The 25,425-nt window shown below is 70.5% G+C and carries 22 protein-coding genes; 9 read left to right on the forward strand and 13 right to left on the reverse strand.

Going from position 1 to position 25,425, the window contains the following annotated elements:
* The first annotated feature begins 1 nt into the window (after position 1).
* Entirely contained in the window at positions 2 to 1,012 is a 1,011-nt protein-coding gene (locus AB0E94_RS19860; RefSeq protein WP_360328183.1) for an LLM class flavin-dependent oxidoreductase, read from the forward strand.
* A 126-nt stretch (positions 1,013 to 1,138) separates the two neighbouring features.
* Here the strand turns inward: AB0E94_RS19860 and AB0E94_RS19865 are convergent, their stop codons facing one another.
* The 5 genes from AB0E94_RS19865 to AB0E94_RS19885 form a co-directional block, all read right to left on the reverse strand.
* Positions 1,139 to 1,402 carry a hypothetical protein gene (locus AB0E94_RS19865; protein WP_360328185.1) on the reverse strand — a complete coding sequence of 88 codons (264 nt, stop codon included), beginning with the start codon at positions 1,400 to 1,402 and terminating at the stop codon, positions 1,139 to 1,141.
* A gap of 125 nt (positions 1,403 to 1,527) precedes the next feature.
* A complete protein-coding gene (locus AB0E94_RS19870; protein ID WP_360328187.1) occupies positions 1,528 to 1,974 on the reverse strand; it encodes an OsmC family protein in 447 nt (148 codons plus the stop codon).
* A 9-nt stretch (positions 1,975 to 1,983) separates the two neighbouring features.
* Complete coding sequence (locus AB0E94_RS19875; RefSeq protein ID WP_360328189.1) at positions 1,984 to 3,483, reverse strand: multicopper oxidase family protein; 1,500 nt, start codon at positions 3,481 to 3,483, stop codon at positions 1,984 to 1,986.
* The gene (locus tag AB0E94_RS19880; RefSeq protein ID WP_360328191.1) at positions 3,480 to 3,875 is read right to left on the reverse strand and encodes a hypothetical protein; all 396 of its coding nucleotides are present in this window, start codon (positions 3,873 to 3,875) and stop codon (positions 3,480 to 3,482) included. The genes AB0E94_RS19875 and AB0E94_RS19880 overlap by 4 nt, the downstream gene beginning before the upstream one ends.
* Before the next feature lie 162 nt (positions 3,876 to 4,037).
* Positions 4,038 to 4,271 carry a hypothetical protein gene (locus AB0E94_RS19885; RefSeq protein ID WP_360328193.1) on the reverse strand — a complete coding sequence of 78 codons (234 nt, stop codon included), beginning with the start codon at positions 4,269 to 4,271 and terminating at the stop codon, positions 4,038 to 4,040.
* Between the two features lie 934 nt (positions 4,272 to 5,205).
* Here AB0E94_RS19885 and AB0E94_RS19890 point away from each other — a divergent pair.
* On the forward strand, positions 5,206 to 6,072 hold the full coding sequence (locus tag AB0E94_RS19890) for a helix-turn-helix transcriptional regulator (protein ID WP_360328195.1): 867 nt from the start codon (positions 5,206 to 5,208) through the stop codon (positions 6,070 to 6,072).
* On the opposite strand, the gene AB0E94_RS19895 is transcribed toward AB0E94_RS19890, so the two are convergent.
* On the reverse strand, positions 6,057 to 6,623 hold the full coding sequence (locus AB0E94_RS19895) for a dihydrofolate reductase family protein (protein ID WP_360328197.1): 567 nt from the start codon (positions 6,621 to 6,623) through the stop codon (positions 6,057 to 6,059). The genes AB0E94_RS19890 and AB0E94_RS19895 overlap by 16 nt on opposite strands.
* A 280-nt stretch (positions 6,624 to 6,903) precedes the next feature.
* Here AB0E94_RS19895 and AB0E94_RS19900 point away from each other — a divergent pair, with 280 nt between their 5' ends.
* The 3 genes from AB0E94_RS19900 (at position 6,904) to AB0E94_RS19910 (ending at position 10,329) form a co-directional block, all read left to right on the forward strand.
* On the forward strand, positions 6,904 to 8,073 hold the full coding sequence (locus AB0E94_RS19900; protein WP_360328199.1) for a pectate lyase: 1,170 nt from the start codon (positions 6,904 to 6,906) through the stop codon (positions 8,071 to 8,073).
* A gap of 108 nt (positions 8,074 to 8,181) precedes the next feature.
* Positions 8,182 to 9,102, forward strand: a complete 921-nt coding sequence (locus tag AB0E94_RS19905; RefSeq protein WP_360328201.1) for a hypothetical protein — start codon at positions 8,182 to 8,184, stop codon at positions 9,100 to 9,102.
* A 9-nt stretch (positions 9,103 to 9,111) separates the two neighbouring features.
* The gene (locus AB0E94_RS19910) at positions 9,112 to 10,329 is read left to right on the forward strand and encodes an alpha-amylase family protein (RefSeq protein WP_360328203.1); all 1,218 of its coding nucleotides are present in this window, start codon (positions 9,112 to 9,114) and stop codon (positions 10,327 to 10,329) included.
* Here the strand turns inward: AB0E94_RS19910 and AB0E94_RS19915 are convergent.
* From AB0E94_RS19915 to AB0E94_RS19940, 6 genes are all read right to left on the reverse strand, one after another.
* Positions 10,250 to 11,938 carry an ATP-binding protein gene (locus tag AB0E94_RS19915; RefSeq protein ID WP_360328205.1) on the reverse strand — a complete coding sequence of 563 codons (1,689 nt, stop codon included), beginning with the start codon at positions 11,936 to 11,938 and terminating at the stop codon, positions 10,250 to 10,252. The genes AB0E94_RS19910 and AB0E94_RS19915 overlap by 80 nt on opposite strands.
* A 152-nt stretch (positions 11,939 to 12,090) precedes the next feature.
* Positions 12,091 to 14,289, reverse strand: coding sequence for a catalase/peroxidase HPI (gene katG, locus AB0E94_RS19920; RefSeq protein ID WP_360328207.1), 2,199 nt, complete (start codon positions 14,287 to 14,289; stop codon positions 12,091 to 12,093).
* A complete protein-coding gene (locus tag AB0E94_RS19925; protein WP_360328209.1) occupies positions 14,286 to 14,720 on the reverse strand; it encodes a Fur family transcriptional regulator in 435 nt (144 codons plus the stop codon). Before AB0E94_RS19925 ends, katG begins: the two co-directional genes overlap by 4 nt.
* A 53-nt stretch (positions 14,721 to 14,773) precedes the next feature.
* Positions 14,774 to 15,823 (reverse strand): hypothetical protein, encoded by a 1,050-nt coding sequence (locus AB0E94_RS19930; RefSeq protein ID WP_360328211.1) that lies wholly within the window; start codon positions 15,821 to 15,823, stop codon positions 14,774 to 14,776.
* 144 nt (positions 15,824 to 15,967) lie between these two features.
* Positions 15,968 to 16,633, reverse strand: coding sequence for a DivIVA domain-containing protein (locus AB0E94_RS19935; RefSeq protein ID WP_360328213.1), 666 nt, complete (start codon positions 16,631 to 16,633; stop codon positions 15,968 to 15,970).
* Between the two features lie 108 nt (positions 16,634 to 16,741).
* Positions 16,742 to 17,662, reverse strand: coding sequence for an AEC family transporter (locus tag AB0E94_RS19940; RefSeq protein WP_360328215.1), 921 nt, complete (start codon positions 17,660 to 17,662; stop codon positions 16,742 to 16,744).
* Between the two features lie 208 nt (positions 17,663 to 17,870).
* Between AB0E94_RS19940 and AB0E94_RS19945 the strand changes: the two genes are divergently transcribed.
* A complete protein-coding gene (locus tag AB0E94_RS19945) occupies positions 17,871 to 18,323 on the forward strand; it encodes a DUF6188 family protein (RefSeq protein WP_360328217.1) in 453 nt (150 codons plus the stop codon).
* A 47-nt stretch (positions 18,324 to 18,370) separates the two neighbouring features.
* On the opposite strand, the gene AB0E94_RS19950 is transcribed toward AB0E94_RS19945, so the two are convergent.
* Complete coding sequence (locus AB0E94_RS19950; RefSeq protein ID WP_360328219.1) at positions 18,371 to 21,178, reverse strand: S8 family serine peptidase; 2,808 nt, start codon at positions 21,176 to 21,178, stop codon at positions 18,371 to 18,373.
* Between the two features lie 159 nt (positions 21,179 to 21,337).
* Here AB0E94_RS19950 and AB0E94_RS19955 point away from each other — a divergent pair, with 159 nt between their 5' ends.
* The 3 genes from AB0E94_RS19955 (at position 21,338) to AB0E94_RS19965 (ending at position 25,332) form a co-directional block, all read left to right on the forward strand.
* A complete protein-coding gene (locus tag AB0E94_RS19955; protein WP_360328221.1) occupies positions 21,338 to 21,943 on the forward strand; it encodes a hypothetical protein in 606 nt (201 codons plus the stop codon).
* Positions 21,944 to 22,405: 462 nt separating this feature from the next.
* Complete coding sequence (locus tag AB0E94_RS19960) at positions 22,406 to 23,584, forward strand: glycosyltransferase family 4 protein (protein WP_360328223.1); 1,179 nt, start codon at positions 22,406 to 22,408, stop codon at positions 23,582 to 23,584.
* A gap of 200 nt (positions 23,585 to 23,784) precedes the next feature.
* The gene (locus tag AB0E94_RS19965) at positions 23,785 to 25,332 is read left to right on the forward strand and encodes a cellulose-binding protein (protein WP_360328225.1); all 1,548 of its coding nucleotides are present in this window, start codon (positions 23,785 to 23,787) and stop codon (positions 25,330 to 25,332) included.
* Positions 25,333 to 25,425: the final 93 nt, after the last annotated feature.

Consider the following 25,425-nt stretch of genomic DNA (forward strand, 5'->3'; position numbering starts at 1 on the left):
GATGGCAGGCGGCACCGAGAATGCGGGCGGCGCTGAGATGGCGGCTGACGGAGAAACGGCGGCCGACGCTGAGATGGCGGGCGGCGCTGAGATGGCGGCCGACGGAGAAACGGCGGGTCGCGCCGGGATGGCAGGCGGCGCCGAGGTGGCCCGCTTCGGCATCATGACCGCGCCGATGCAGGTCGGCTACCAGGACATCCAGCAGGTCTGGCGGGACGCCGACGACATCGCGGAGATCGAGCACGCATGGCTGTTCGACCATCTCATGCCGATCGGCGGCGACCCGGACGGCCCGGCGCTGGAGGGCTGGACCCTGCTGTCCGCCCTGGCCGCACAGACCCGGCGACTGCGCCTGGGCCTGCTCGTGACCAGCAACAGGTTCCGGCCGCCGGCGATGCTCGCCAAGATCGCCACCACCGTGGACATCGTCTCCGGAGGCCGTCTCGACTTCGGGATCGGCGCCGGGTCACGACCGAGTCACCCCATGGCCCGGCGGGAGTACGAGGCACACGGCCTGCCCTACCACGACTTCGCGCATTCGGTGGCGGCGTTGGGCGAGGCCTGCACGGTGATCCGGAGACTGTGGACCGAGGCAGAGCCGTTCGACTTCCACGGCGAGCACGTCGAGCTCACCGGGGCGTTCGGCAGTCCCAAGCCGGTCCAGCGGCCGCATCCACCGATCATGATCGGCGGGCGTTCGTCGGCGCTGCTACGGGTGGTCGCCGAGCACGCCGACCTGTGGAACATCCCGGGCGGCGGCGACCTCGCCGACGTAGTGGGCCGCAGTGTCCTGCTGGACCGGTACTGCGCGGAGATCGGCCGCGATCCGGCGACGATCGTCCGTTCCATCCATCTGCCGGTCGACTACGACCGGCCGGCCGGAACTCGCGACCAGATCCGTGCCTCGCTCGACGCCGGATTCGGCCACATCGTGCTGGGCCTGCCCGCGCCCTACCCGTCCGGCGTCGCCGAGTGGGTGGCCGACGAGTTGATCGGCCGCACGGCGCGCTGAGCCAGGAGCGGGACGGCGGGTGAAGGAGCGGAAGGCGGGTGAAGGGGCAGAAAGCGGGTGGCAGCGGGAAGGCGGGTGAAGGTGCGGGAAGGCGGGTGGAGGAGCGGGAAGGGCGACGGTAACGGGTCAAGCGACTAGGGCCCACTGGCGGCGGCGCGGCGGGTACAACCGGGTGACGGTCTCCAGGGCCCAGCGCATCCGGGGCACGGCCAGCTCCGGATGGTCACCGAACTCGGCGGCCATGTCGGCGGCGCAGGCGCGGGTCCCGCCGCGGGAGCGGACCGCGGTGCGGATGGCCTCGTCGACCACCTCGAAAGCCGGGCTGCTGCCGGTCGCCAGACCGGTCGTGAACAGGGCTTCGGCCCGGGCGGCGGTGAGGTTGGCGGTCATGGTGGCGCTCCTTTCGAGGCGACGTGCTCTACAGATATGGAGACCGCCCGGCGACCGGTGATTCATCGGCGAGACCAGAAAACCCGGGCTGTCAGAAAGTTGAACCCCGCCGCGCCGCGTACGGTTCAGGCCGGCTCGTGCCGGACCGGGAAGTTCACCGAACGGGCGATGTAGCACAGCTCATGGGCCCGTTTGTGCAGGCCGGCCAGGAGATCGGCCTGGCCCGGGTCGGCCAGTGTCACCCGGGGACGCAGCACGACCTCCTCGAAGTTGCCACCACCGTCCGGGGTCTCCACCATCACCCCGGTGGGGGAGTCGGTGTATCCGGTGACCACCACCCCGTCGCTGGCGCTCAGGTGCAGGAACCACAGCATGTGGCACTGGGCCAGCGACGCGACCAGCAGCTCCTCCGGGTTCCAGCGGGCCGGGTCGCCACGGAACGCCGGATCGGAGCTGCCGGCGATCGGCGCCTTGCCGGCGGCGGTCACCTCGTGGGCCCGCTCGTACGACCGGTACGAGCGGGTCTCTCCGGTCCAGCTGACCATCACCTCGTAGTGGTGCGAGCGCGCCATCGGATCCCCTCACGTGATGTCGAAATTGGCCATCATGGCCATGTCCTCGTGTTCGAGATTGTGGCAGTGCAGCATGTAACGCCCGCGGTGGCCGGTGAAGTCGACCAGCACCTGAACCGTCTCGTAGGGCCGCACGTCGACGGTGTCCTTCCAGCCCGCGTCACCTGGTTCGGGACCGCCGGCGCCGCGCGACAGCACCTGGAAGTGGCCCAGGTGCACGTGGACGGGGTGATGGAAGTCGCTGGTGAACCGCCACAGCTCGACCGTGCCCTCCCGGACCGAACAGATCGTCGCGGCTGGATCGTACGGCTGACCGTTGATCGTCCATCGACCACCGCCGAACCGGAAGTCGAACTGTCTCTCGGCCACCGCCTGCGTCCGGTCGAGGGTTTCCGGGGTGGTGAGCGTGGCCGGGATCCGGCTGTCGTCGGGCGCCGGGCCGGTGATCACGAAGCGCATGACGTCGGCGGTCGGCCCCTCACCGAGGGTGTTGGTCATGGTGACCTCGGCGCCGGCCGGAAGCCCGGTGAAGTCGGCGATGACGTCGGCCCGTTCACCCGGCGCGAGCAGCACGTCCTTGCGGGGCAGGGGGGTGGCGAGCAGGCCGGCGTCGCTGCCGATCTGGGTGATCGTCCCGGCGGACAGCGACAGCCGGTAGCGGCGGGCGTTGGACCCGTTGACCAGGCGCAGCCGGTAGCGGACGGCGGCGACCTCGGCGCGTGGCCATGGGGCGCCGTTGACCAGGATGACGTCGCCGAAGATGCCGGCGTGGAAGATCCCGTCGGCGCCTGGGTGGGTCATGTCGCGTTGCGGATACCGCAGCGAGCCGTCGGCGGCGAACGATCTGTCGCAGATCATCAGTGGCAGGTCACGGTCATCGCGGGGCAGCGGCAGCGCGGCCTCGATCTCGTCGGTGATCAGAAACAGTCCGGCCAGGCCACGCCACACCTGCGGGCCGGTGAAGTCCATCCGGTGGTCGTGGTACCAGAGGGTGGCCGCCCGCTGACCGACCGGATAGGTGTAGTCGCGGGTGGTGTCGTGATGCCGGCCGGAGGCGCCGTGGTGGCCGGGCGGGCCGGGGGAGTAGCCGGCCGGCAGGATCAGGTCGGTCGGGAAGCCGTCCGACTCGGCCGGGGTGACCCCGCCGTGCAGGTGCGTCGACGTCGGCACGGGCAGTTCGTTGCGGACGGTCACCACCATGGGCCGGCCTTTACGGGCGTGGAACGTGGGACCGGGGAAGACTCCGTCGTACCCCCAGATCTCGGTTTTGACGCCCGGGATCAGCTCGGCTTTCGCGACACGCTGAGTGACCAGGTAGTGGTCGGTGTCGGCGGTGACCTTGACCGGGCGGGCGACCGGCGGGATCGGCAGTCTCACCCGGAACCGGTCCGGCAGGGGCAGTTCGCTGGCCAGCAGCTCGCCGGTGCCGGGGCCGTCGACGGGCCGGGCGCAGCCGGCCAGGCCGGGCGCGCCGGCCAGGGCGAGGACACCGCGCCGGGAGATCCTCATGCCGTCACCGGCCGCGGGCGGTAGCTGATCGACCACCAGGCGAACGCGCCGGTCAGGGCGAGGATCGCGGCGCCCAGCGGAATGTGGAAGCCGACCAGCCGGGCGAAGCCGATGCCGATCTGGATCGCGACCATCCACCACAGGACGACGCTGAGCAGAATCGGCCACCACGGGCCGCGGCCGGGGCGGAACAGCAGGATCGTCGAGATCCCCAGGAACATCACGGTGACCGTGAGCAGTGAGCCGTTGAGGCTGTGCGCGGTCAGGTAACCGATATGGCCGCTGATGAAGCCGCCGGCGAGGGCGGCCTGGAGCAGCACCTGGAGCAGAGTGATGATCGCGAATACTCGGACCAGGGCGACGGGCCACCGGCGAGGCTGGATTGTGGACACACCAGAAGGCTATTTTCCAGGGAAAACGTCCGGATCCGGCGCGACCCCGGAGGGGCTCCCTAAGTTTTTCGGCGGGTCTGGTCGCCCTTCGGGGTATGCCGTCTCCGGGATGACCCCGACCCCGTCCACCGGGGGATGGACGGGGTCAGCGGGCGGGATGGCTCAGCGGAACCGGCCGAGCGGCAGCCGGTCGAGGATCTGCTGCCAGCGGCTGCGCGAGCGGCGCGACTGCGCGTACTTCCGGCCGCCGATCACACCCGCGGCCGCGACCGCGGCGACGGCGAGCGCGGCCGCCGAGGACGCCACCGGGCGCCGGCGGACCGGCTCGGCCGCGTCCCTGATCTTCTCCTGGGCGGTGGCGGTGTTCGAAGTCGTGGTGCTGTCGAGTGTCGTCATCGTGATGCCTCCCGGCGTTGCATGTCCGTCCACCCATCGATATGCCCGGTCCGCCGATCCTTAATCCGCGATCCGGGTCATAGGCGTAAGCAGGCGTGATCGCGGGGCGGCCGTCCACGGCCCGCCGACCGGCCTCCGGTGCCGAGGTCACTGCCGCACCGCCACAGCTCTTGTGGGTTCTGCTGCCCGGGAGCCTTCTGCGCAGCCACCTCACCTTGAAAGGACAGCCCTCAAACGGATGACGTCTCCTCCGCCAGCGCCTCGCCGCCTACGGCTCGCCGCTTGTCGCCCGCAGATCTTGCACGACTTTCCCCGCCCACGCCGATCTTGCAGCCCTTTCCGCGTTCCGGCAGGAAGAAAGTTGCAAGGTCTCCCCGGCGCAGTAGACCTTGCACGACTAACCACACCCAGACATGAAGAACCTTGCAAGATCGCTGCCGGCGTGGAGAAGCGTGCAAGACCTACGAGGCTGGCTGGGGATGAATTTCCCGCGAATGCGACATTCCGGGCCTTGGGTCGGTGTCTCAGCCGCCCGCGTGACCGGTGGGGCTCCGGCGGTGCGTGAAGGACCCTGAAACGCCGAAGAAGCAGCCGTGCGGTGCCGCTGGCCGCTCGATCGGGTCGGGAAGCAGCCATACCGTGCCGCTGACCGGTCATCGAGAGCCGAAAAGCAGCCATGCCGTGCCGCTGGCGGCTTTGGAAAGGCCCGCGTCGGCGAACTGCCCAGGTCGGTGCCACCGGAGCCAGGCCGCGGTCACCTCGCTGGGCGCAACGATCCGCGGCTCTCGACCCGCAGGTCACCACGCATGATTGCCCTCCTCGAAACTCGTGCGGTCACGTCCACCAGCACACCGCGATGCGCGGAGAAGTCCCTGCCGATGGGTGTACCAGCAGTACATCCCTGATCCGGGCGGGGAGTCGTACCGTCGGAGACGTGGACAACCGGGCAGAGGTGCGCGACTTTCTCACCACGCGGCGGGCGAAGATCAGCCCCGCGCAGGCCGGCCTGCCGGTCTTCGGGCAGCGGCGGGTCCAAGGGCTGCGCCGCAGTGAAGTGGCGGCGCTGGCCGGGATGAGCGTGGAGTACTACGCGAAACTCGAACGCGGCGCGCTCGCCGGGGTGTCGGCCGGGGTGCTCGACGCCATCGCGCGGGCGCTTCAGCTCGACGAGGCCGAGCGGGCCCATCTGGTCAGCCTCGCGCACGAGGCGAACGGCAGCAACGCCATCCTGCGGCCGGCCCGCCGGACCCGGCAGTGGACGCTGCGGCCCAGTCTGCGCTGGTCACTGGACGCGATCAGCAGTCCGGCGATCCTGGTCAACAACCGGCAGGACATGCTGGCGGCCAACCATCTGGGGCGGGCCATGTACAGCGACGCGTACACCGATCCGTCCGGGACGCCGAACTTCGCCCGGTTCACGTTCCTGGACAGCGCCGCGCACCGGTTCTATCCGGACTGGAGCCTCGCCGCCGACATGACCGTCGCCAACCTGCGGACCGCAGCCGGGAAGAATCCGGACGACAAGGGCCTGCACGACCTGGTGGGTGAGCTGTCGACCCGCAGCGACGACTTCCGCCGCCGCTGGGGGTCGCACAACGTCCGCACCCACGCGACCGGGACCAAACATTTCCGGCACCACGTGGTCGGCGACCTCACCCTGGCCTGGGAGAGCCTCGACCTGCGGGCCGAACCCGATCTGACGCTCACCGTCTACACCGCCGAGCCGGGCTCGGCGACCGCCGAGGCGCTCGGGCTGCTCGCCTCGTGGGCGATGCGGAGCGCGGATCAGGCCGTCCGGTAACGCATCACCTGGACACCGTCGGCCAGCACGGTCGTGCCGTCCGGGACGAAGCGGTGCGGCTGGAAGCCGGCCGCCGCGAGCGGGATGCCACCGCCGGCGATCACCGGGTTGAGTTTGAGCACCACCTCGTCGACGGCTGGGAGCAGCTGCCCGGCCAGGTTGCCGCCGCCGGCCAGCCAGATGTCGCGGCCGGGCTCCTGTTTCAGTTTCTCCACGAAGGCGAGCGGGTCGTCGGCGACAACGTCAACCCCGTCAGATCCAGCGATGGTACGGGAGAAGACGACCTGTTTCAGATGGGCGTAGGGACTGGTGATCCCGGCCTGGAACGCCGGCTCGTAGGTGTGGCGGCCCATCAGCACCGTGTCGAACACCCGGTTGGGCGCGTCGTCGACGCCGAGCGCCGCGCGCACGTGTGTGGGCAGCGTCTCCGGGAACTGCTCGACCATGAACGCGACGGACGCGTCCGGGGCGCCGAAGAACTCCCACGAACCGTCGGGCGCGGCGATGTAGCCGTCGATGCTGGCGGCCACGAAGTAGACGAGCTTTCGCATGGGGAACCCTAACCGACGCGCTGTGGATCATGGAGCGGTTCGCCGGCGAGCCGAGTTGATATCTGGCCGGTTGCGGTGAGTTGCGGTCGTCTATGGATGGGTCCTGGTGGGAGTCACGCGACGGCCCGGAAGTCACTGCTTGTGATCACATCAATTGCTGTCTATCCTCGCCAGGAAAGCGCTTTCCCCCCGCTTGAAGGCGCTGCCCAATCCCCAGATGAAGGTGAGTACCGCAATGAGAAGACCAGTCGCCCTACGGTGGTTGGCCGTCGGAGTCACGGTGACCGCGAGCGCCGCGATCACCCTGTCCCTGCCGCTGACCAACGCCATGGCAGCTGACAACCTGAGCCTGGCCGGCGGCGCCGACGGCTCCAGCAAGGCCAGCGGCACCAGTTACGGAAACGTCAAGGACGGCAACACCAGCACCTACTGGTCGCCGAGCAGCGCCACCGGCTACGTCTCGGTCAAGTGGAGCAGCGCCACGTCGGTCTCCTCGGCCGTGATCAAGCAGGCTTCCGGCGGCGGCTCGATCAGCGCCTGGCGGGTCCTCAACGGCGACAGCGGCTCGCAGCTGGCCAGTGGCAGCGGCAGTCCGGGCACCATCAACTTCTCGGCGACCTCGCTGAAGAAGCTCACCTTCGAGATCACCAGCGCCTCCGCCGCGCCGCGGATCTCCGAGTTCGAGACGTACTCCAGCGGCGGGTCCACGCCGACCACCAGCCCGACCTCGGGCCCGACCAGCCCGACGCCGAGCCCGACCGGCGGCACCGGCACGCCGACCGGCGCCTGGCCGTCCTCGGCCGGCAACGTCTCGATCTCCGGCACGGTCAGCGTGTCCGGCACGTTCGACGGCGGCATGAAGACCTATTGCTGCATCGGCGACGGCTCGCAGGACGAGTCCCAGGACCCGATGTTCAAGATCGCCAACGGCGGCACCCTGCAGAACGTGATCATCGGCTCGCCGGCCGGCGACGGCGTCCACTGTGAGGGCACCTGCACCATCCGCAACGTCTGGTGGAACGACATCGGCGAGGACGCCGCAACCTTCAAGGGCACCGGCGGCGGTACGAGCTACGTCATCGGTGGCGGCGCCCGCAACGGCAGCGACAAGACGTTCCAGCACAACGGCAACGGCACGGTCAGCATCTCCGGCTTCTACCTGAGCGGCTCCGGCAAGCTGTACCGCGGCTGCGGCAACTGCTCCAGCTCGTACCAGCGTCACGTGAAGATCGACAACGTGCTGGTCAACAACATCGACATGGTCGCCGGCATCAACAGCAACTGGGGCGACACCGCCACCATCACCCGGGTCACCGTGACCAACAGCTCCGACCTCACGGTGTGCGGCAAGTACCAGGGTGTGGCCAAGGGCAGCGAGCCCAAGTACCTCGGCGAGGGCTGGAACGACAGCAACTGCAAGGTCAAGGAAAGCGACATCACGTACAAGTAGGAGTTCCCGACCGGGGCGTCCACCGCGAGGTGGGCGCCCCACCGGAAAACGGGACCGTTATCGGACCGGGTGGGCACATCGGGCGCTCCGGCGGCTACCGTGCCTGTTGTGTCGATGTCCGCCCGGCTGCGCCTGCACGCCGCCCGCCTGGACGAGTTGCGGGTCCGGCTGGGCCGGGTGCGGGTCGTGGTCCAGCGGTTCGAGAAGGATCAGGCAGCGTTCGGGGCGCTGTGCGGCTGGGTCCTCACCGGACTGGGTGAGCGGCACATCCGCCACGACGAGCTGATCGCCTATGTGGAGGAGACCCTCGTCATCACCGTCCACGGGCTGCGTGGGGTGGCCGACGGCCGGCAGAGTCTCGCCCAGTTCGTCGGCGAGCCGGACGACGGGCCCCGCTCGGCGACCGAAATCATCGACGGGGTGCTGGCCGTCGTGGAGGGCCGCGAGTGGGTGGAGCCGCTGCTCGCCGACGCGCCGGTGGCCGAGTTCGCGATCCCGCTCGACGACACCGAGGCCGCCGTCCGGTCCGGCGGGCTGGATGTGGCGATGGACCGGATCCCGCCGCTGCGCCGGATGGTCGACGACCTGGCCGGGATGCCCGATGTGGTGGCCGAGCAGGCCCGGCTGTGGGCGGACATGGCCGGCGACCTGCGGATCATCGGCGGCGACCTGCGACAGTGTCTGGACGCCGACTTCGCCGGCGAGGACGGCCCGGACGTGCGGGCCTACCTGACGCTGATGGCCAACAACGTCGAAGCGCTACGAGGGCTGGTCGCCACCTGCACCGCGATGACGGTGATCACCAAGGCGGCGGGTGATCTGATCCTGCTGGCCCGCGACATCGTCCGGGGGCTGATCGGCGACCTGGTGGCCCGGGTCAGCGGCTGGATCGCCGACCCGGCGGTGGTGCCGCTGCCGGTGCTGGTGTCCCGGCTCGGCACCGTGGTCGCCGCCACCTGGCGCATCGACGCCTACCTGACCGCCCTGGTGACCAGCATCGCGAACCTGTCCCGCAGCATCGACGGATAGGGTCGGATCATGAGCGGCGACTGGGTCCGGCACGTCATCTGGTGGCACGTGTACCCGCTGGGGTTCGTCGGCGCCGAACCCGAGGCCGGGCCGGCGACCGGCGTCACGCACCGGCTCGGGCGCCTGGAGAAGTGGCTCGACCACCTGATCGGGCTGGGCTGCAACGGCCTGGCGCTGGGCCCGGTCTTCGCGTCGGGCAGCCACGGCTACGACACCGTCGACTACCTGCGCATCGATCCGCGGCTCGGTGACGACGGCGACTTCGACGCGCTGGTGGCGGCCTGCCGGGAGCGCGGCATCCGGGTCCTGCTGGACGGCGTGTTCAACCATGCCGGCCGTGACTTCCCGCCGGTCCGGGCCGCCCTCGACGGCAGCGGGCCACGCGACTGGGTGCGGTGGAGCGGGGAGTACCCGTACCTGTTCGAGGGCCACGACCGGCTGATCACTCTGGACCACACGTCAGCCGTGGTCCGCGATCACGTGGTCGAGGTGATGTGCCACTGGCTGGAGCGCGGCGCGGACGGCTGGCGGCTGGACGCCGCCTACGCGGTCGACCCGGAGTTCTGGGCGGCGGTGCTGCCGAGGGTGCGCGAGCGGTTCCCGGACGCCTGGTTCGTCGGCGAGATGATCCACGGCGACTACGGCGACTACGTGCAACGGTCCGGCCTGGACTCGGTCACCCAGTACGAGCTGTGGAAGGCGGTCTGGTCGTCGCTCAACGACCGGAACCTGTTCGAGCTGGCCTGGGCGCTGGACCGGCACCGGGCGTGGACCGAGGCGTTCCTGCCGCTGACCTTCCTCGGCAACCATGACGTGACCCGGATCGCCAGCCGTCTCATCGACTCGCAGCACCTGGGTCACGCCGTCGCGTTGCTGTTCTTCCTGCCCGGCGTGCCGAGCGTCTACTACGGCGACGAGCTCGGATATCAGGGGGTCAAGGAGGACCGGCCGGGCGGCGACGACGCGGTCCGCCCGCCGATGCCGGACACCCCGGGCGACGGCGACTCGTCGCTGTACCAGCGGCTGATCGGCATCCGCCGGCGCGATTCGTGGCTCACCGGCGCCCGGATCAGCACCGACGGCCTGACCAACGAAACCCTGGCGATCATCGCGGAGGGTCCCGCCGGCCAGCGCCTGTCACTGCTGCTCAACCTGGCCGACAAGCCGTTCGGGTACGGCCACCACGCCCCGGTTCCACCGCACTCCTGGGCGATCGTCCCGGATTGACGGCGAGCGGCAGCCGGATCTCGAAGGTGGCGCCGGCCCCCTCGGCGCTCTCCGCCGACACCTCGCCACCGTGGTCGTGCACGATCTGCCGGACGATCGCCAGCCCCAGGCCGCTGCCCCCGCTTCCACGGCCGCGGGACGGGCTTGCCCGCCACAGTCTGTCGAACACGAACGGCAGATGCTCGGCGGCGATCCCGGCGCCGGTGTCGGTCACCCGCAGCACCGCCCGGTCTCCGTCGGCCAGCGCGGTCAGCGTGACCGTCCCGCCGGCCGGGGTGGCCCGCAGCGCGTTCCGGACCAGGTTGCCGACCACCTGCCGGATCCGGTCCGGGTCCACCTCGGCGAGCACCGGCCGGTCCGCGTCCACCACCAGGGTCACCCCGGCGGTGTCGGCGGCGGCCCGGTGCGTGTTGCGGACCGTCGCCATCAGGTCGGCCAGGTCGGCCGGCGACCAGTGGTAGATCAGCGCGCCCGCCTCGGCCAGTGCCAGCTCCTGGAGGTCACCGACGATCCGCTGGTTGAGGACGACCTCCTCGTGCAGTGACGCGAACAGGTCGGCGGTCGGCTCGACCACACCGTCCTGCAGCGCCTCCAGATAGCCGCGCACGTTGGCGAGCGGATTACGCAGCTCGTGCGCCACGTCCGCGATCAGCCGGCGCTGGTCGTCCTGCGCGGCTCGCACCGAGTCGGCCATCTGGTTGAACGCGCGGGCCAGCTCACCGAGCTCGTCCCGGCCGCCGTCGGGCACCCGGCCGTCCCGGTCACCGCCGCCCAGGCGCCGGGCGGCGGCGGTCAGCGTGCCGATCGGGCGCAGCACCCGGCGGCTGATCAGCAGCGCGCCGCCGGTGGCCAGGGCCGCGACCACGAGGGTGATCAGCAGGACCGGGCCGGCGTCCAGCGTACGAGCCGGCTCATTGCCTGCGCCGATGGTGAGCAGCAACGGCGCGGGAGCGATGTCGGCCGTGGTGATCTGCCGCCGGAAGGCGGCCCGCAGGCATTCGGCCTGGAGAGGATCGCACTGCTGCACCTGCGCCAGGTCGTCGGCCCGCTGCCAGGGCGCCGGATCGTCCGGCCGGCACCGCACCACCGCCTCGGTCCCGCCGCCGGTGACCGAGTGCCGGGGCACCCCGTCCGAACCGGGGGTGACGGCCAGTTCGTAGCCGTGCCGGTACAGGCAGGCGGCCAGCAGCGTCTCGGTCCGGTACACGTCGATGGCGGCGAGCGTGGCCCGCCATCCGTCACCCCGGCCGGTGACGATCAGCTCCGGCAGCGGGTCGACGAACACCGCGACCGAGCCGGGTGGCCGGGCCGTCCGGCGGTCCAGATGGTCGGTGTCGGCGACCACCGCACCGTACGGGTCGACGAGCCGCAGCCGCTGCCCGGTCATGCCCCGCAGCCGCCGGAGGGTCTGGTCGACGCCCTCCCAGGTGCCGTTGCGCAGCGCCTGCTCCCGAAGCTCCCGCTGGATCAGCTCGGTGGTCTCCCGCGACGCCGTCGCCGCCTCACTGACCTGGTCCCGGGCCTGCCACCAGGTGAGCGCCACGGTCGCGCCGGTCGCGCCGAGCGCCACCAGCGCCATCAGGACGAAGACGCGGATCCGGAAGCTCACGGGTTCTCGGCGGTCAGGATTTCGGTCGGCACTCCGCGATCCAAACATCGACCGGCGGCTCTCGACGGGGTCCGGCCGGATCGGCGGCACGATCTGTGGATACGAAGCCGGCCCCGGCATGCTCTGCCGGGGCCGGATCTCACCGACGGTGATCAGGCCAGGTCGAAGCGGTCCAGCTCGGTGACCTTCGTCCATGCCTTCACGAAGTCCTGCACGAACTTCTCCCGGGCGTCGGAGCTCGCGTAGACCTCGGCGAGGGCGCGCAGCTGCGAGTTCGAGCCGAAGATCAGGTCGACCGCGGTGGCGGTGAACTTGACCTGGTCGGTGGCGAGGTCGCGGATCTCGTACACGTGCTCGCGGTCCTTCGACGCCACCCACCGGGTGCCGGGGGAGAGCAGGTTGACGAAGAAGTCGTTGGTGAGCACGCCCGGTTTGTCGGTGAGCACGCCGTGCTCACCGCCGGCGAGCGACCGCAGGCCGCCGACCAGCACGGTCGTCTCCGGGGCGGTCAGGTTGAGCATGTACGCCCGGTCGACGAGCAGCACCTCGGGCTGGGTCTTCTCGCCCGGCCGCAGGTAGTTGCGGAAACCGTCGGCCCGCGGCTCCAGGACGGCGAACGACTCGACGTCGGTCTGCTCCTGGGTGGCGTCGGTGCGGCCCGGGTGGAACGGCACGGTCACCGGCACACCGGCGTCGGCGGCCGCCTTCTCCACCGCCGCGTTGCCGGCCAGCACGATCAGGTCGGCCAGCGAGATCTTCGCGTCACCCGACGCGTTGAACTCCTGCTGAATCTTCTCCAGGGTGTCGATCACCGGCATGACCGGCCGGTTGACCTCCCACGAGCGCTGCGGCTCGAGGCGGATCCGGGCGCCGTTGGCCCCGCCGCGCTTGTCGGTCGACCGGAAGCTGGCCGCCGCCGCCCAGGTGGCCTGCACCAGCTGCGCGACACTCAGGCCGGAGTCGAGCACCTTCGCCTTGAGGCCGGCGATCTCGGCGTCACCGACCAGCGGGTGGTCGACGGCCGGCACCGGGTCCTGCCACAGCTGCGCCTCCGCCACCCACGGGCCGAGGAACCGCTCGACCGGGCCCATGTCACGGTGCAGCAGCTTGTACCAGGCCTTCGCGAAGGCCAGCGCGAACGCGTCCGGGTCGGCCAGGAAACGGCGGGAGATCTGCTCGTACGCCGGGTCGACGCGCAGCGACAGGTCGGTCGTCAGCATCGTCGGCTTGTGTTTGCGCGACGGGTCGTGCGCGTCCGGGATGATCGCCTCGGCGTCCTTGGCCACCCACTGCTTCGCGCCGCCGGGGCTGGTGGTGAGCTCCCATTCGTACCCGAAAAGGATCTCGAAGAAGCGGTTGCTCCACTGGGTCGGCTTGTCGGTCCAGGTGACCTCCAGGCCGGACGTGATGGTGTCGCCGCCCTTGCCCGACGCGTGCGTGCTCAGCCAGCCGAGGCCCTGCGCCTCCAGCGGCGCGCCCTCCGGCTCGGCGCCCACGTGGTCGTCGGCGATGCCGGCGCCGTGCGTCTTGCCGAACGTGTGACCGCCGGCGATCAGCGCCACGGTCTCCTCGTCGTTCATCGCCATCCGGCCGAACGTCTCCCGGATGAAATGCGCCGCGGACGCCGGGTCGGCGTTGCCGCGCGGGCCCTCCGGGTTGACGTAGATCAGGCCCATCTCGGTCGCGCCGACACCCTCGTTCATCGTGGTGTCGGTGGCGTACCGGTCGGCCAGCCAGGTGTCCTCCGGGCCCCAGAAGATCTCCTCCGGCTCCCACACGTCGACCCGGCCGAAACCGAACCCGAACGTCTTGAAGCCCATCGACTCCAGGGCCACGTTGCCGGCCAGCACCAGCAGGTCGGCCCAGGAGATCTTCTGCCCGTACTTCGCCTTCACCGGCCAGAGCAGGCGGCGGGCCTTGTCCAGGTTCGCGTTGTCGGGCCAGCTGTTCAGCGGGGCGAACCGCTGGCCGCCGTCACCGGCGCCGCCACGGCCGTCATGGATCCGGTACGTCCCGGCGGCGTGCCAGCTCAGCCGGATCATCAAGCCGCCGTAGTGGCCGAAGTCGGCCGGCCACCAGTCCTGCGAGGTGGTCAGAACCGTGACGATGTCGGCCTTGAGCGCCTCCACGTCGAGCTTCTCGAACTCGGTGGCGTAGTCGAAGCCGGGGAGCGGGTTGCCCCTCGACGAGTGGGCGTGCAGCACCGACAGGTCCAGCTGGTTGGGCCACCAGTCCCGGTTGGTGCGGGGTCGGCCGCCGGTCTGCGGTGTCGGCGAGTCGATCGCCGGGTTCTCACTCTCACTGCCGTGTGCGACCGGGCACTTCGTTGTGTTGTCCTGAGCGTCGCTCATGGGATTCCTTCCGGACGTTTGCTCACGCAGGCGGGGCATCTGCCCCAGTAGACGACCTCCGCCTCGTCGATCACGAACCCGTGATCGTCGGAGGCGGTCAGACAAGGGGCGTTTCCGACAGCGCAGTCGACATCGGCGATCGCGCCGCACGAGCGGCACACGACGTGGTGATGGTTGTCCCGCACCCGCATCTCGTAGCGGGCCGTCGCACCGGCAGGCTGGATGCGCCGGACCAGACCGGAGTCGGTCAGCGCACGCAGCACATCGTAGACCGCCTGGTGGGAGACGGTCGGAAGATCCGCTCGCACCAGGGCGATCACGGCGTCGGTGTCGACGTGGGGGTGGTCGGTCAGTGCGGCCATCACCGCGAGCCGGGGCCGGGTCACGCGCAACGAGACCGCCCGGAGCCGAGCCTCGAAGTCGGACGTCATGCCCCCGACCTTAACCCCCTTTTCTGGAATCGTTCCACTTTTGCCGCCGGTGATCACACCTGAGTGGCCCACCGGGGCCGCCACGACGCCGCCAGCACCAGATACCCGGCCAGCATCGCCGCCGCGCCGATCGCGCCCTGATCGGTCGTCGCCGCCAGCATCGTCAGATAGCCGAGCACCACCGCCACGGCCTGCCACGGCAGCGGCAGGCCGTCCGGGAGCAGCGCCACCAGCAGCACCGACGCCACCGACGTCGGCAGCCAGTAGTAGTCGAACATGATCGGGTCGGTCGCCGGCCGCAGCAGCGCGGCCACCAGCGGCGCCGCCGCGACCGCCACCAGCCGGCCGCGCAGCAGCCACGCGATCAGCGCGCACCCACCGGACACCACGGCCGCCTGCAACAACCGGGCCACCCATGTCGCCTCGCGCAGGCCGAGCAGGTACGGCAGGGTCCCCGGGCTCACCGGCCACACGTGCCCGAACATCCCGAACTCGCCGCTCAGCACGAACGGCAGAAAACCCGACACCGCGACCGCGGCCGCCACCAGCGCCGTCCGTGCGGCCCGCAGCGGACCGGCCACCGCCAGCAGGCACGGGAACCCGAGCACTGCGATCGGCGCGATCAGTGCCGACGCGCCCAGCAGCGCCGCGGCGACGAGCCACCGGCCGTCGCGCTGAAGCACCATCGCGAACGACCACAGGATCGGGATCGCGACCTCGGCCGGATGCCCGGCCCACGGGGTCGGCCCGAGCAGCCACAGCAGCGCCAGAACCGCGACCACGCACTCGCGTGCCGGCCGCCCGCGGCAGGCGGCCATCGCACCCAGGGTGAGCGCGACATCCACCACGATCCGCACCGGCGCCGCCGGCATACTGGCGTCGCCACCGATCAGCAGGAGCCGGCTCAGCACCAGTTGCAGCGGGCCGGACTGGGTGAACGAGCCAGCGTACACCTCGTCGAGCCGGCCCTCCAGAACCTTGCGCCCCAGATCGGCGAAGGCCAGCAGATCCTCCGGCCGTGGCCGGTCGACCAGCCCGATCAGCGCGGCCAGCAGCGCCGCTGCCCAGCGCCGGCGGCGCAGCAGGAACGTCCCCGGGCTCACCTGATCAATATCGGTCCCCGGCCGGTCCCGCCTGAGACCGCGTGGTGATTTACGGCGCGAATCGGACCGCACGTCACCACGCAGGTTCGGCTGAAGTCGCGTGGTGATCTGTGGCGCGAATCGGACCGCGGATCGCCACGCGGGTCAGGTCAGGCGCGGGGTGCCCTCGGTGCCCTCCAACTGATGGTCGACGTGCCGGCTCAGCGCCTGCCGGTAGTGCATGGCCAGGCCGCTGAGCTGCTCCACCTCGTCGACCAGGGCGGCGCGGCGCCCGGCGATCCCGTCCATCGCCTCGGCATGCCGCCGCCGGGCGTCGCCCTCGATGTCGGCCGCCTTCGCCCGCGCCTCGGCGGCCAGCTGATCGGCCCGGTCGCGGGCGGTCGCGATGATCTCGTCCGACTCGCGGCGCGCGTCGTCGAGATGCTCGTCGGCGGTACGCTGCGCCATTGCCAGCACCCGCAGGTGACGGCCGTCGTCAGCCGGCGCGATCTCCGCCCGCCGGGCCTGCTCCACCTGCGCGGCCAGGTCACGGGCGTGCTGCTCGGCCCGGTCGCGGGCCTGCTCCAGCATCCGCAGCCGGGCGGCCAGCTCCCGGATCTCGTCGTAGTCGACATCGACGTCGTAGTCGTCCTCGGGGACGGACCCACCGCGGACCCGGCCCTTGAGCGCCGAATTCTCCGCCATCAGCCGGGCCAGTTCGCGTTCCACCTCGTCCAGGAACGCGTCGACCTCCTCCTCGACGTAACCACCACGGCCGACAGCCGGTTTGGTGAAGGAGACATTGTGAACGTCAGCAGGGGTGAGCGGCATGTTTCTCCCTAGAAACGCCGTCGCGAGTGCGCACACCGTACGCCGTTCCGCGCCCGTCCTCTACCGCTCCATGGCGTGTCTTCACCATTACCTAAAGACAGATCTAGGTCAGGTCAGGAACAGCGCCGCGACGATCATGGCCAGAGCGGACGCCAGGGTGGAAAGCATCACCACGTCCCGGGCCAGCGATTCCGACTGCCGGTAGCGCAACGCGAACACGAACACGTTCTGCGCGGCCGGCAGCGCCGACGTCACCACCGCGGCGAACAGTTCCGGCCGGTCCAGGCCGATCAGCCGGCCGATCAGGTACGCCAGCAGCGGCTGCGCCACGATCTTCAATGTCACCGCGAGATAGCGGTCCGGCGCGTCCGGACCCGGCCGCAACGGCCGCGCGCCCGGCAGCGACATCCCGAACGCCAGCAGCGCGGCCGGCACCGCGGCCGCCCCGACCAGGGACAACGGCTCCAACAGCAGCGCCGGCGGCGTCCAGCCGGACGCCGCCACGGCGACCCCCGACCCGGACGCGATCATCAGCGGGTTGCGGGCCGGCAGCAGCGCCAGCCGGCGCAGCGACGGCCGGCCCTGCCCGGACGCGAGATCAAGAACGGTCAGCGCGAACGGTCCGGCGAGCAGAACCTGAAAAATCAGCACGGGTACGACGAGCGACACGTCCCCGAGCACGTAGGCGGCGACCGCGAGCCCCATGTTGCCGGCGTTGACATACGACGCGCCGAGCGCCCCGATCGTGGTGGCGCCCGCGCTCCGCTTCCACACCAGTTTCGCGACCAGCACATACGCCGCCGCCACCAGAACCGTGGACGCGACGAACGCGAGCAGCGCGCCGGTGAGGATCCGGTCCAGGCTGGTGTGGCTCAACGTGACGAACAGCAGGGCCGGCGCGGCCACCGAGAACACCAGCCGGGCCAGCACCTGCGGGGCGTGCTCGCCGAGCACCCGGCCGCGGGCCAGCAGATAGCCGAGAGCGGCGAGCGCCCAGACCGTCGTGAACCCGCTGAGCACCCCGGCCATGGCGTCGATCCTGCCCGCCCGCGCTGCCGGCCACGCAGCGACTGTGACCGGTCAGTCAGAACCCGGCCCGCCGCGCGGTGACGTGTGGTGCGGATCGGACCGCTGGTCGGCACGGCGCGGCGTGGGGTGGGATCGGTGGGCCGCTACCTGGTCGGTGTCTGGATTTAAGGTCTTTTTAGGAAAGTGTTGGCTAGGGTCCTGCCGTCAGTTGTCCGACGGGCGGATCGGAGTGGTCGTGGTGCCGGTAATGGTGGCCGACAACGGCGCTGGTTGGCGTCCGGGGCAGGGTCGGACGCTCGACCTGCTGGCCGGGCGCAAGTTGGAGTACGTGTGGCTGGGGCACGCCGTCGTGCTGGGGTTCGCCGGCGGCTGCCAGGTGCTGATCGAGGCGGTCGCGCACCTGGACGGGCCCGGTGGACCGGCCGATGTGGAGCCCGGCGACGACCCGTCGGACGCGGTCGCGACGCTGCTCAGTGACGTGGTCCGGACGGCCCGGAGCCGGGAGACCGGCGAACTGGAGATCACCTTCACCAGCGGCGCGAGCCTGCTGGTCGACGCCGACGCGGACGCCGAGTCCTGGGCGGTGACCGGCCCGGACGGCTACCTGATCGTTTGTCTGGCCCACGGTGAGCTGGCGGTGTGGGGAGACGCCGCGGCGTGAGTGGGGACCGGCCGGGGCGTGTCGCGACGCGCCCCGGCCGGTTGTTCTCAGGCCGGCTCGTAACCGGTCAGGTGCAGGGCGAACGCCCGGATGGAACCGGTGTCGGCGCCCACCCGGTCGGCGACGTGCAGGGTCCACGTGCCGTCGGCGGCGGAGAGCCGCAGCGAGCCGAGCGGGTCGTTCGGCTTCCAGGTTCCGGTGAACGGAGCGTTCGTCGACGTGGCCGACGCGAACGGTGTCGCGGCGTTGTCGTCGAACACCACCTGGCACAGGTTGTTGCCGCTCCCGCCGGTACGGGAGAACAGCGTCGCCTTGCGCCCGTCGGGTGCGGTCAGAGTGCCGACCAGGTCACCGACGAAGGTGTGGTCGACACCCACGGTCGTCGCGCCGGTCGTGGTGCTGCACTCGGTGCCGTCGATGGAGAAGGTCAGCGACGACGCGTACCCGACGCCGGTCACGGCCACGGTGGCGCTGACGCCGGTCGGGTCGTTGTCCGGGATCGGCAGGGGTGCGCCGGTGTAGGCGAAGTTCTGCACGGTCGCCGACGGCTGTCCGGTCGCCACCGTCACGGTTCCGGTGGTGGGGGACAGGGTGCCGGCGAAGGTGGCCCGCACGTTCAGGCCGACCGGCCGTCCGAGCGGGTACCCGGCCGCCAGTTTCAGGGTGTAGTCCCTGGTCTTGGAGGCGCCGGCGGCGATGTTGCCGTACGAGCGGGCGCGTGGCGTGACCGTCGCGAGCGGACTGTCGGAGTCCACGACGACACTGACGCCGGTGGCCGTACCGTCGCCGATGTTGTTTGCCGGAAGGGTGACGGTGGCCTGCTCGCCCGGCTCGAGGAAGGCATCGCCGTCGCCGGTGGTCGGGGTGATCGTCGGGGTGCCCGCCTGGACCAGCGGTTGCGGGGTGGCGCCGGTGTTGCGCAGCACCAGGTCGGCGCGGATCACGCCGCTGCCGGTGCGGTTGTCGGCGCCGGCCGGGGTGAGGTCGAGGGCGGTGCCGGTGAGGGCGGCCCGGATCTCGGCGCCGGACAGGCCCGGGTTGCCGGACAGCGTGAGCGCGGCGATCGCGGCGGCGTGCGGTGCGGCCGCCGAGGTGCCGAAGAAGGGCTGGAAGTCAGGCACCGAGGTGCCCACCCCGTCGGCGGCGGTGATGTCCGGCTTGACGCGTACGAAACCGCCTGTCGAGGAGAAGTTCCCGGGTGTGATGGCGGTGCCGTCGGCGTTGAAGAACACCCGCCGCGGGCCGTCGGAGGTGAACCGCTCGGGCAGGGTCTGCTTGGTGAACACGTTCGGGTACGGGCCGGCCGGGTTGGCCGGGTCACCGGTCTCCAGGGCGAACGGCAGCGGGTCCTTGGCCGGGGCCGCGGCCACCGAGAACGCGTCGACGGCGGCGCTGTGCCCGCGGGTGATGCCGGGTGTGGAGAAGCCCTTGAGCGTTCCGTCCGGGGTGTCGGTGAACCGGCCGCGGAACACCGTCAGTTGCAGGTACCGGTCCGCGCCGGCGAACTTCACGACGGCCAGCCGCTGTCCGGTGCTGTTGGCGGCCTGCAGGATCTCCCACGGGTCGTCGTCGCCGTCCTGCACGTCCTGGGAGAACGAGGTGACGTTGCCCAGCGAGTTGATCAGGTACAGGTCGTAGTCGTTGCCGGCGGCCTCCAGCGCGTCGGCCCACCACAGCGTGACGATGCGGCCGGCGCTGCCCGGGGACAGCGGGTTGAACTCCTGCACCCCGGCGCCGGGGTCGAAGTCGTGGGCGTCGCCGGCGAACTTGCCGATGCCACGGCCGGAGTCGACGAAGTCGCCCTCCCAGTTGCCGGCGGTGCCGTCGATGGTGTTGCCCTCGTTGCCGGCCGAGCTGAAGTAGTACGCCCCGTCGGCGGTCACCGCGTTGACCGCCTGCGCGATGATCCCGTCCTGGAACGGGCTCTCGTGGAAGTAGATGATGTCGTCGACGATGATGTCGCAGCCGGCGTCGAAACGCAGCGCCCGGATGTTCTCGGCGAAGCTGGCCTCGCTGGTGAACGCGGTTGCGTAACCGAGCTTCGCGTTCGGCGCCAGGTCGTGGATGATCTCCAGCATCGCGGTGCCCTCGTCGCCGCTGCCCTCCTGACCGGGCAGGACGTCGACGTCGGCCGGCAGGTCGCCACTGGCCTGGGAGTCGGCGAGCGAGTCGACACCGTCGGAGAGGGCGCAGACCTTCACGCCGGTTCCGGTGACCTTGAATCTGGTACGGGCGGTGTCGGCGGCGTGCGTACGGTCGCCCTCGGAGACGACCGAACCCTGGCTGACGGTGACCGCCGCGGACTTCGGCGCCACCGCTTTCGCCGCGCGCAGTGCCGTCTCGATCCGGGTCGTCTTCTCGACCTTCGACTCGGTCTTCGGTTTGGCGTTCGGGTCGGTCATGCGTGCGGTGATCGCGCCGGACTTGAGGCTGACGCTCGTGACGTCCTTCCAGCCGGCGATCTCCGGCAGTGCGGTGAGCGGCGCCTCGACCAGCACCGTGCCGGTCGCCGGGGAGGGGAAGCGGATGCCGGCGCCCGCGTCGCGCAGCCGGTCGAGCAGTTCGTCGCCGACCTTGTCGGCGTGGATCTCGACCTCGGTGGTGCCGGACTTGCTGACCGGCACCCCGGTGCCCAGCGACGGCAGTGCGTTGGTGGTTGCCTGGTTGGTGCGTTTGCGCAGCTCGATGGCGAGGCGGCTGTCCAGTTTGCGTTCGGCCGGGGTCAGTGACTTCTTGATGTCCTGTAGTGCGGCGATCTGCTCGTAGGCCCGCTCGGCCGGGTCGTCCGGAGCTTTCGCCGCCGCGCCCGGGGCGGTCAGGCTCAGTACGGTCGCCCCGATCGCGAGGACCGTCACCGAGCGGCGGAGGTTACCTTGACTGAAGATGTTCAATTCTCAGTCCCCCATAGAGATCAGTAAATCTCAATGCCAGGACTCTATCGGTCTCCGTCGATGGTGGACAGATCTTCCAGGCGCGGCGGGATCGTGCGGCGACACATGCGGCAGGATGGCGCGGTGATCGGTTACTGGGATCCGCTGCCCACCGCGCGGCGGCTCGTCGACGAGGGGCCGCTGGCCGGCCTGGATCCGTTCCAGGGGCGATGGGAGGACCTGAACTGGCGGAACGTCCCCGGGCCGTTCTATGCGGGCGAAACCGATTCGATGGCCCTCGGCCGCCTGGACGCACCTCGCCACATCTGTTACGACGACGATCGCGGCAACGGGACGGCGTCGGAGTTCGTCTACCGGCAGCCGGTCGACGAGGCCGAGACCGAAAGCCTGATCAGCGGGTGCCGGCTCGAGCTGTGGCAGGGCTACCAGTGGGACGGCGACGAGCACTGGACGGTGGCCGGTGTCCGCGAGTGGTGGCGTGACCGGGCCCGGGTGCGGGAGTGGGCGGTGGCGATCGCGACCGACTGGGAGGCCGACGGCCACCCGCAGTGGGGTTTCGCCGGCGGCCCCGAATACGTGCGGCACTATCGGGAGGCGGCCCGCGGGCACCGCGACTTCATCGCCTACCTCGACGACGGGCTGGAGGGGTACCTGCGCGGCTACCTGTTCTGGCTGGATCAGCGCCGTGCGCCCCGGCCCGGCGAGGCGCTGCCCCGGCTCGGACGGTGAGTGGGCAACCAGCCCGGCGGCCGCGTTGCGGCCTTGCGCGGGCGGCTGCTCGCGGGGCGCGGGCGGTGCGGTCATGGTGCGGTTGAGGGCTTCTCCGATCGTACGATCAACGGGTTCGGTACTGCATTTGCGGCCGGGGTCGCGGGCATCGGGTTGCGGACCCGTGGTCGCCGAGGCCGCCGTCGGCCGGCAGGGCGTCGACCTGGCCCGCGTGCAGCTGGTCGTCTTCGCCTACGAGTCGGGGCTGCTCAGCCCGCGGACCGGGGTCGTCTAGGACCGGATTGGGCGCATCGCGTCGGCAAGCATGCGTTCGGATCGCAGGTGTTGCCCGGCCGGGTGATGGCCACCCCTCGCGAAGGTGAATATAGTTCGGCGGGATATGTCGTAGATAGGATGCCGTCGATAATGAAGTCCGGGCCGCGCGGTTCACAGACGATTGACAGCGGTATCTAGGTTGTGCGCGTGAAGATCAGGTACCTCCTCCACAACGCGTACGGGGTCGGTGGCACGATCCGTACGGTCTTCAATCAGGCCAACGCGTTGTGCGCCAGCCACGACGTCGAGATCGCCAGCGTGTACCGGACCGCTGAGACCCCGGCCTTCCCGCTCGACCCGCGCGTGCGGCTGGTCTCGGTGACCGACCTGCGACACGACGGTTCACGATGGACGGGCAAGCCGGATCGACGCCGCCGGCTGCTGCGCCGGACCCGGATGCTGCCCAACCCGCTGCCGCACGGCAACGACTTCCGGTACAACAGGTGGGACCCGATGGTCGACCTGAAGATCGTCAGGTACATGCGGTCCCAGCGGGACGGGATCCTGATCAGCACACGGCCCGCCCTCAACCTGCTGTCCGCCTGGTTCGGCCCCCGCCGGCTGGTCAGGATCGGTCAGGACCACATGAACTTCAGCAGCTACAAGCCGAATCTCCAGGCCCAGATCGTCCGCGCCTACCCCCGGCTCGACGCGGTGACCGTGCTGACCCACGCCGACCTGGAGTCGTACCGGGCCGCGGTCGGCGACGGGGTCAACCTGACCCGCATCCCGAACGGCGTCCCGTCCCGCGAGGCGGCGCCCGACGGCGAGCGGGCCAAGGTCGTGGTGGCGGCCGGCCGGCTGTTCCGGCAGAAGGGCTTCGACCTGCTGATCGAGGCGTGGGCGCGGGTCCGGGAAAGGCATCCGGACTGGCAGTTGCACATCTTCGGCGAGGGCAAGCTGCGCAAGAAACTGACCGAGCAGATCGCCGAGCACGGCCTCGGTGACGTGGTCAAGCTCCGCGGGATGTCCCGCACCCTGGACGCCGAGTTCGCCAAGGCGTCGGTCTTCGTGCTCTCCTCCCGCAAGGAGGGCCTGCCGATGGTGCTGCTCGAAGCGATGGGCACCGGCCTGCCGGTGGTCTCCTTCGACTGCCCGACCGGCCCCGCCGACGTGGTCGAGAACGAGGTGAACGGGCTGCTCATCCCGGCCGAGGACGTGCCGGGGCTGGCCGACGGGCTGTCCCGCATGATCGACGACCCGGCGGAGCGGGCCACCTTCGGTGCGGCGGCGAAGGCGACCGCCGCCGGGTACGAGATGCCGGTCATCGCCGCCCAATGGAACGACCTGTTCCAGCGAGTATCGAGGGAACTCGCCGCCAGGTAGTCCACCCCGACCGCGATCAGCGCCGAGCCCTGCCCAGGGCCGGCGTTGATCTTTTTTGTGCCTTGGAACTTCTGCCGAATGGCGAAAGTTTCAGTTGGCCTCCCGGGAGGTTCAGCGAATTTACGCACTTGAATTCACCGATACATCTTCGTAACGTCACGGCCATCGCTCTCCCCATCCCCAGGAAAGGAGCTTCCCCTGTGACACAGCTCCGTACGAGAGCGACCATGATCGTGGTGTCGGTCCTCAGCGCCGCCGCGGTCGTGTTCGCCGTCCCCACCACCGCCCACGCCGCCGTCGAGGACGACGGCGCCGACTGTCCGGTCGCCGCCTCACCGAGCGTCAGCACCGCCCAGCTGCCCGACCCGTTCACCCGGATCGACGGCTCACGGATCACCACCACCGGCGACTGGCGATGCCGCCGGGCCGAGATCCGCGAGATGGCCGAACGCCACGTGTACGGCCAGAAACCCGCCCGGCCGGCCACCGTCACCGGCAGCGTCAGCACCTCGAACATCACCGTCAACGTCACCGACCAGGGGCGTGCCGCGAGCTTCTCGGCCAGCGTCCAGTTGCCCACCACCGGCAGTGCGCCGTACCCCGCCGTCGTGGTCTTCGGAGGTTTCGGTGCCGACACCACGACCATCCGCAACTCCGGCGCCGCGGTGATCAGTTTCGACCCGCTCGCCGTCGGCAAGGAGGGCACCGGCCGGGCCAGCAAACAGGGCGCGTTCTACACGCTCTACGGCTCGAACAGCACCACCGGCATCCTGATGGCCTGGGCCTGGGGCGTCAGCCGGATCATCGACGTCGTCGAGCAGGCCGGTGGATCGGTGCTGCGCGCCGACGCGCTCGGTGTCACCGGTTGCTCCCGCTACGGCAAGGGCGCCTTCGCGGCCGGCGCGTTCGACCAGCGGCTCGCCCTCACCATGCCGATCGAATCCGGCACCGCCGGTGTGCCCATCCTGCGCGGGGTGCCCGGCGAGTCCGGCGCCCAGCCGCTGAGCAGCGCCTACAACGAGCAGCCGTGGCTCGGTGACGCGTTCAGCTCCTACACCGGCAACCCGAACAGCCTGCCCGTCGACACCCACGAGCTCGTCGGGCTGGTCGCGCCGCGGGGACTGTTCATCATGGAGAACCCGCACGTCGACTGGCTCGCCGCGCGGTCCGGCAGCGTCGCCGCGCTCGGCGGGGCGGAGATCTACAAGGCGCTCGGCGTCGGCGGCAACATCAGCTACTGGTCCGACGTCAGCGACGGCACCCACTGCGCCTCCCGCAGCGAATGGCGCGGGCCGCTCCAGGAGAACATCCAGAAGTTCCTTCTCAAGACCGGGAGCAGCACGGGTACGGTCCGGATCTCCAGCCGCAAGCCGGGCGACCTGTCGCAGTGGCGTTCGTGGTCGACCCCGAACCTGACCGGGAGCCCGTCCTCACCGCCGCCGTCTTCACCGCCTCCGTCCTCGCCGCCTCCGTCATCGGGTTCCTGTACCGCTTCGATCACTCCGGGCACTGTCTGGGGCGACCGCTACAACACGTCCGTCACGGTGTCCGGAGGTACCAACTGGACGGTGACCGTCGCCGTCACCGCGCCGCAGCAGGTCACCACCACCTGGAGCGGCACCTTCACGTCGAGCGGCAGCACGCTGACCGTCCGTCCCAACGGCAGCGGCAACACGTTCGGCTTCACGACGATGATGAACGGGAACAGCTCCGCCCGCCCGCGCATCGTCTCCTGCATTATCGGGTAGAGGGGGGCCGGGGGGGGGGGGGGGGGCCCCGCCCCCCCCCCGGGGGAGACGTGGTGTGGGAGAAAGGGGGGGGCCCCCCCCCCGGGGAGGGGA

Origin of the sequence: Actinoplanes sp. NPDC026670 (genome assembly GCF_040638175.1) — a bacterium.
Taxonomy (GTDB): domain Bacteria; phylum Actinomycetota; class Actinomycetes; order Mycobacteriales; family Micromonosporaceae; genus Actinoplanes.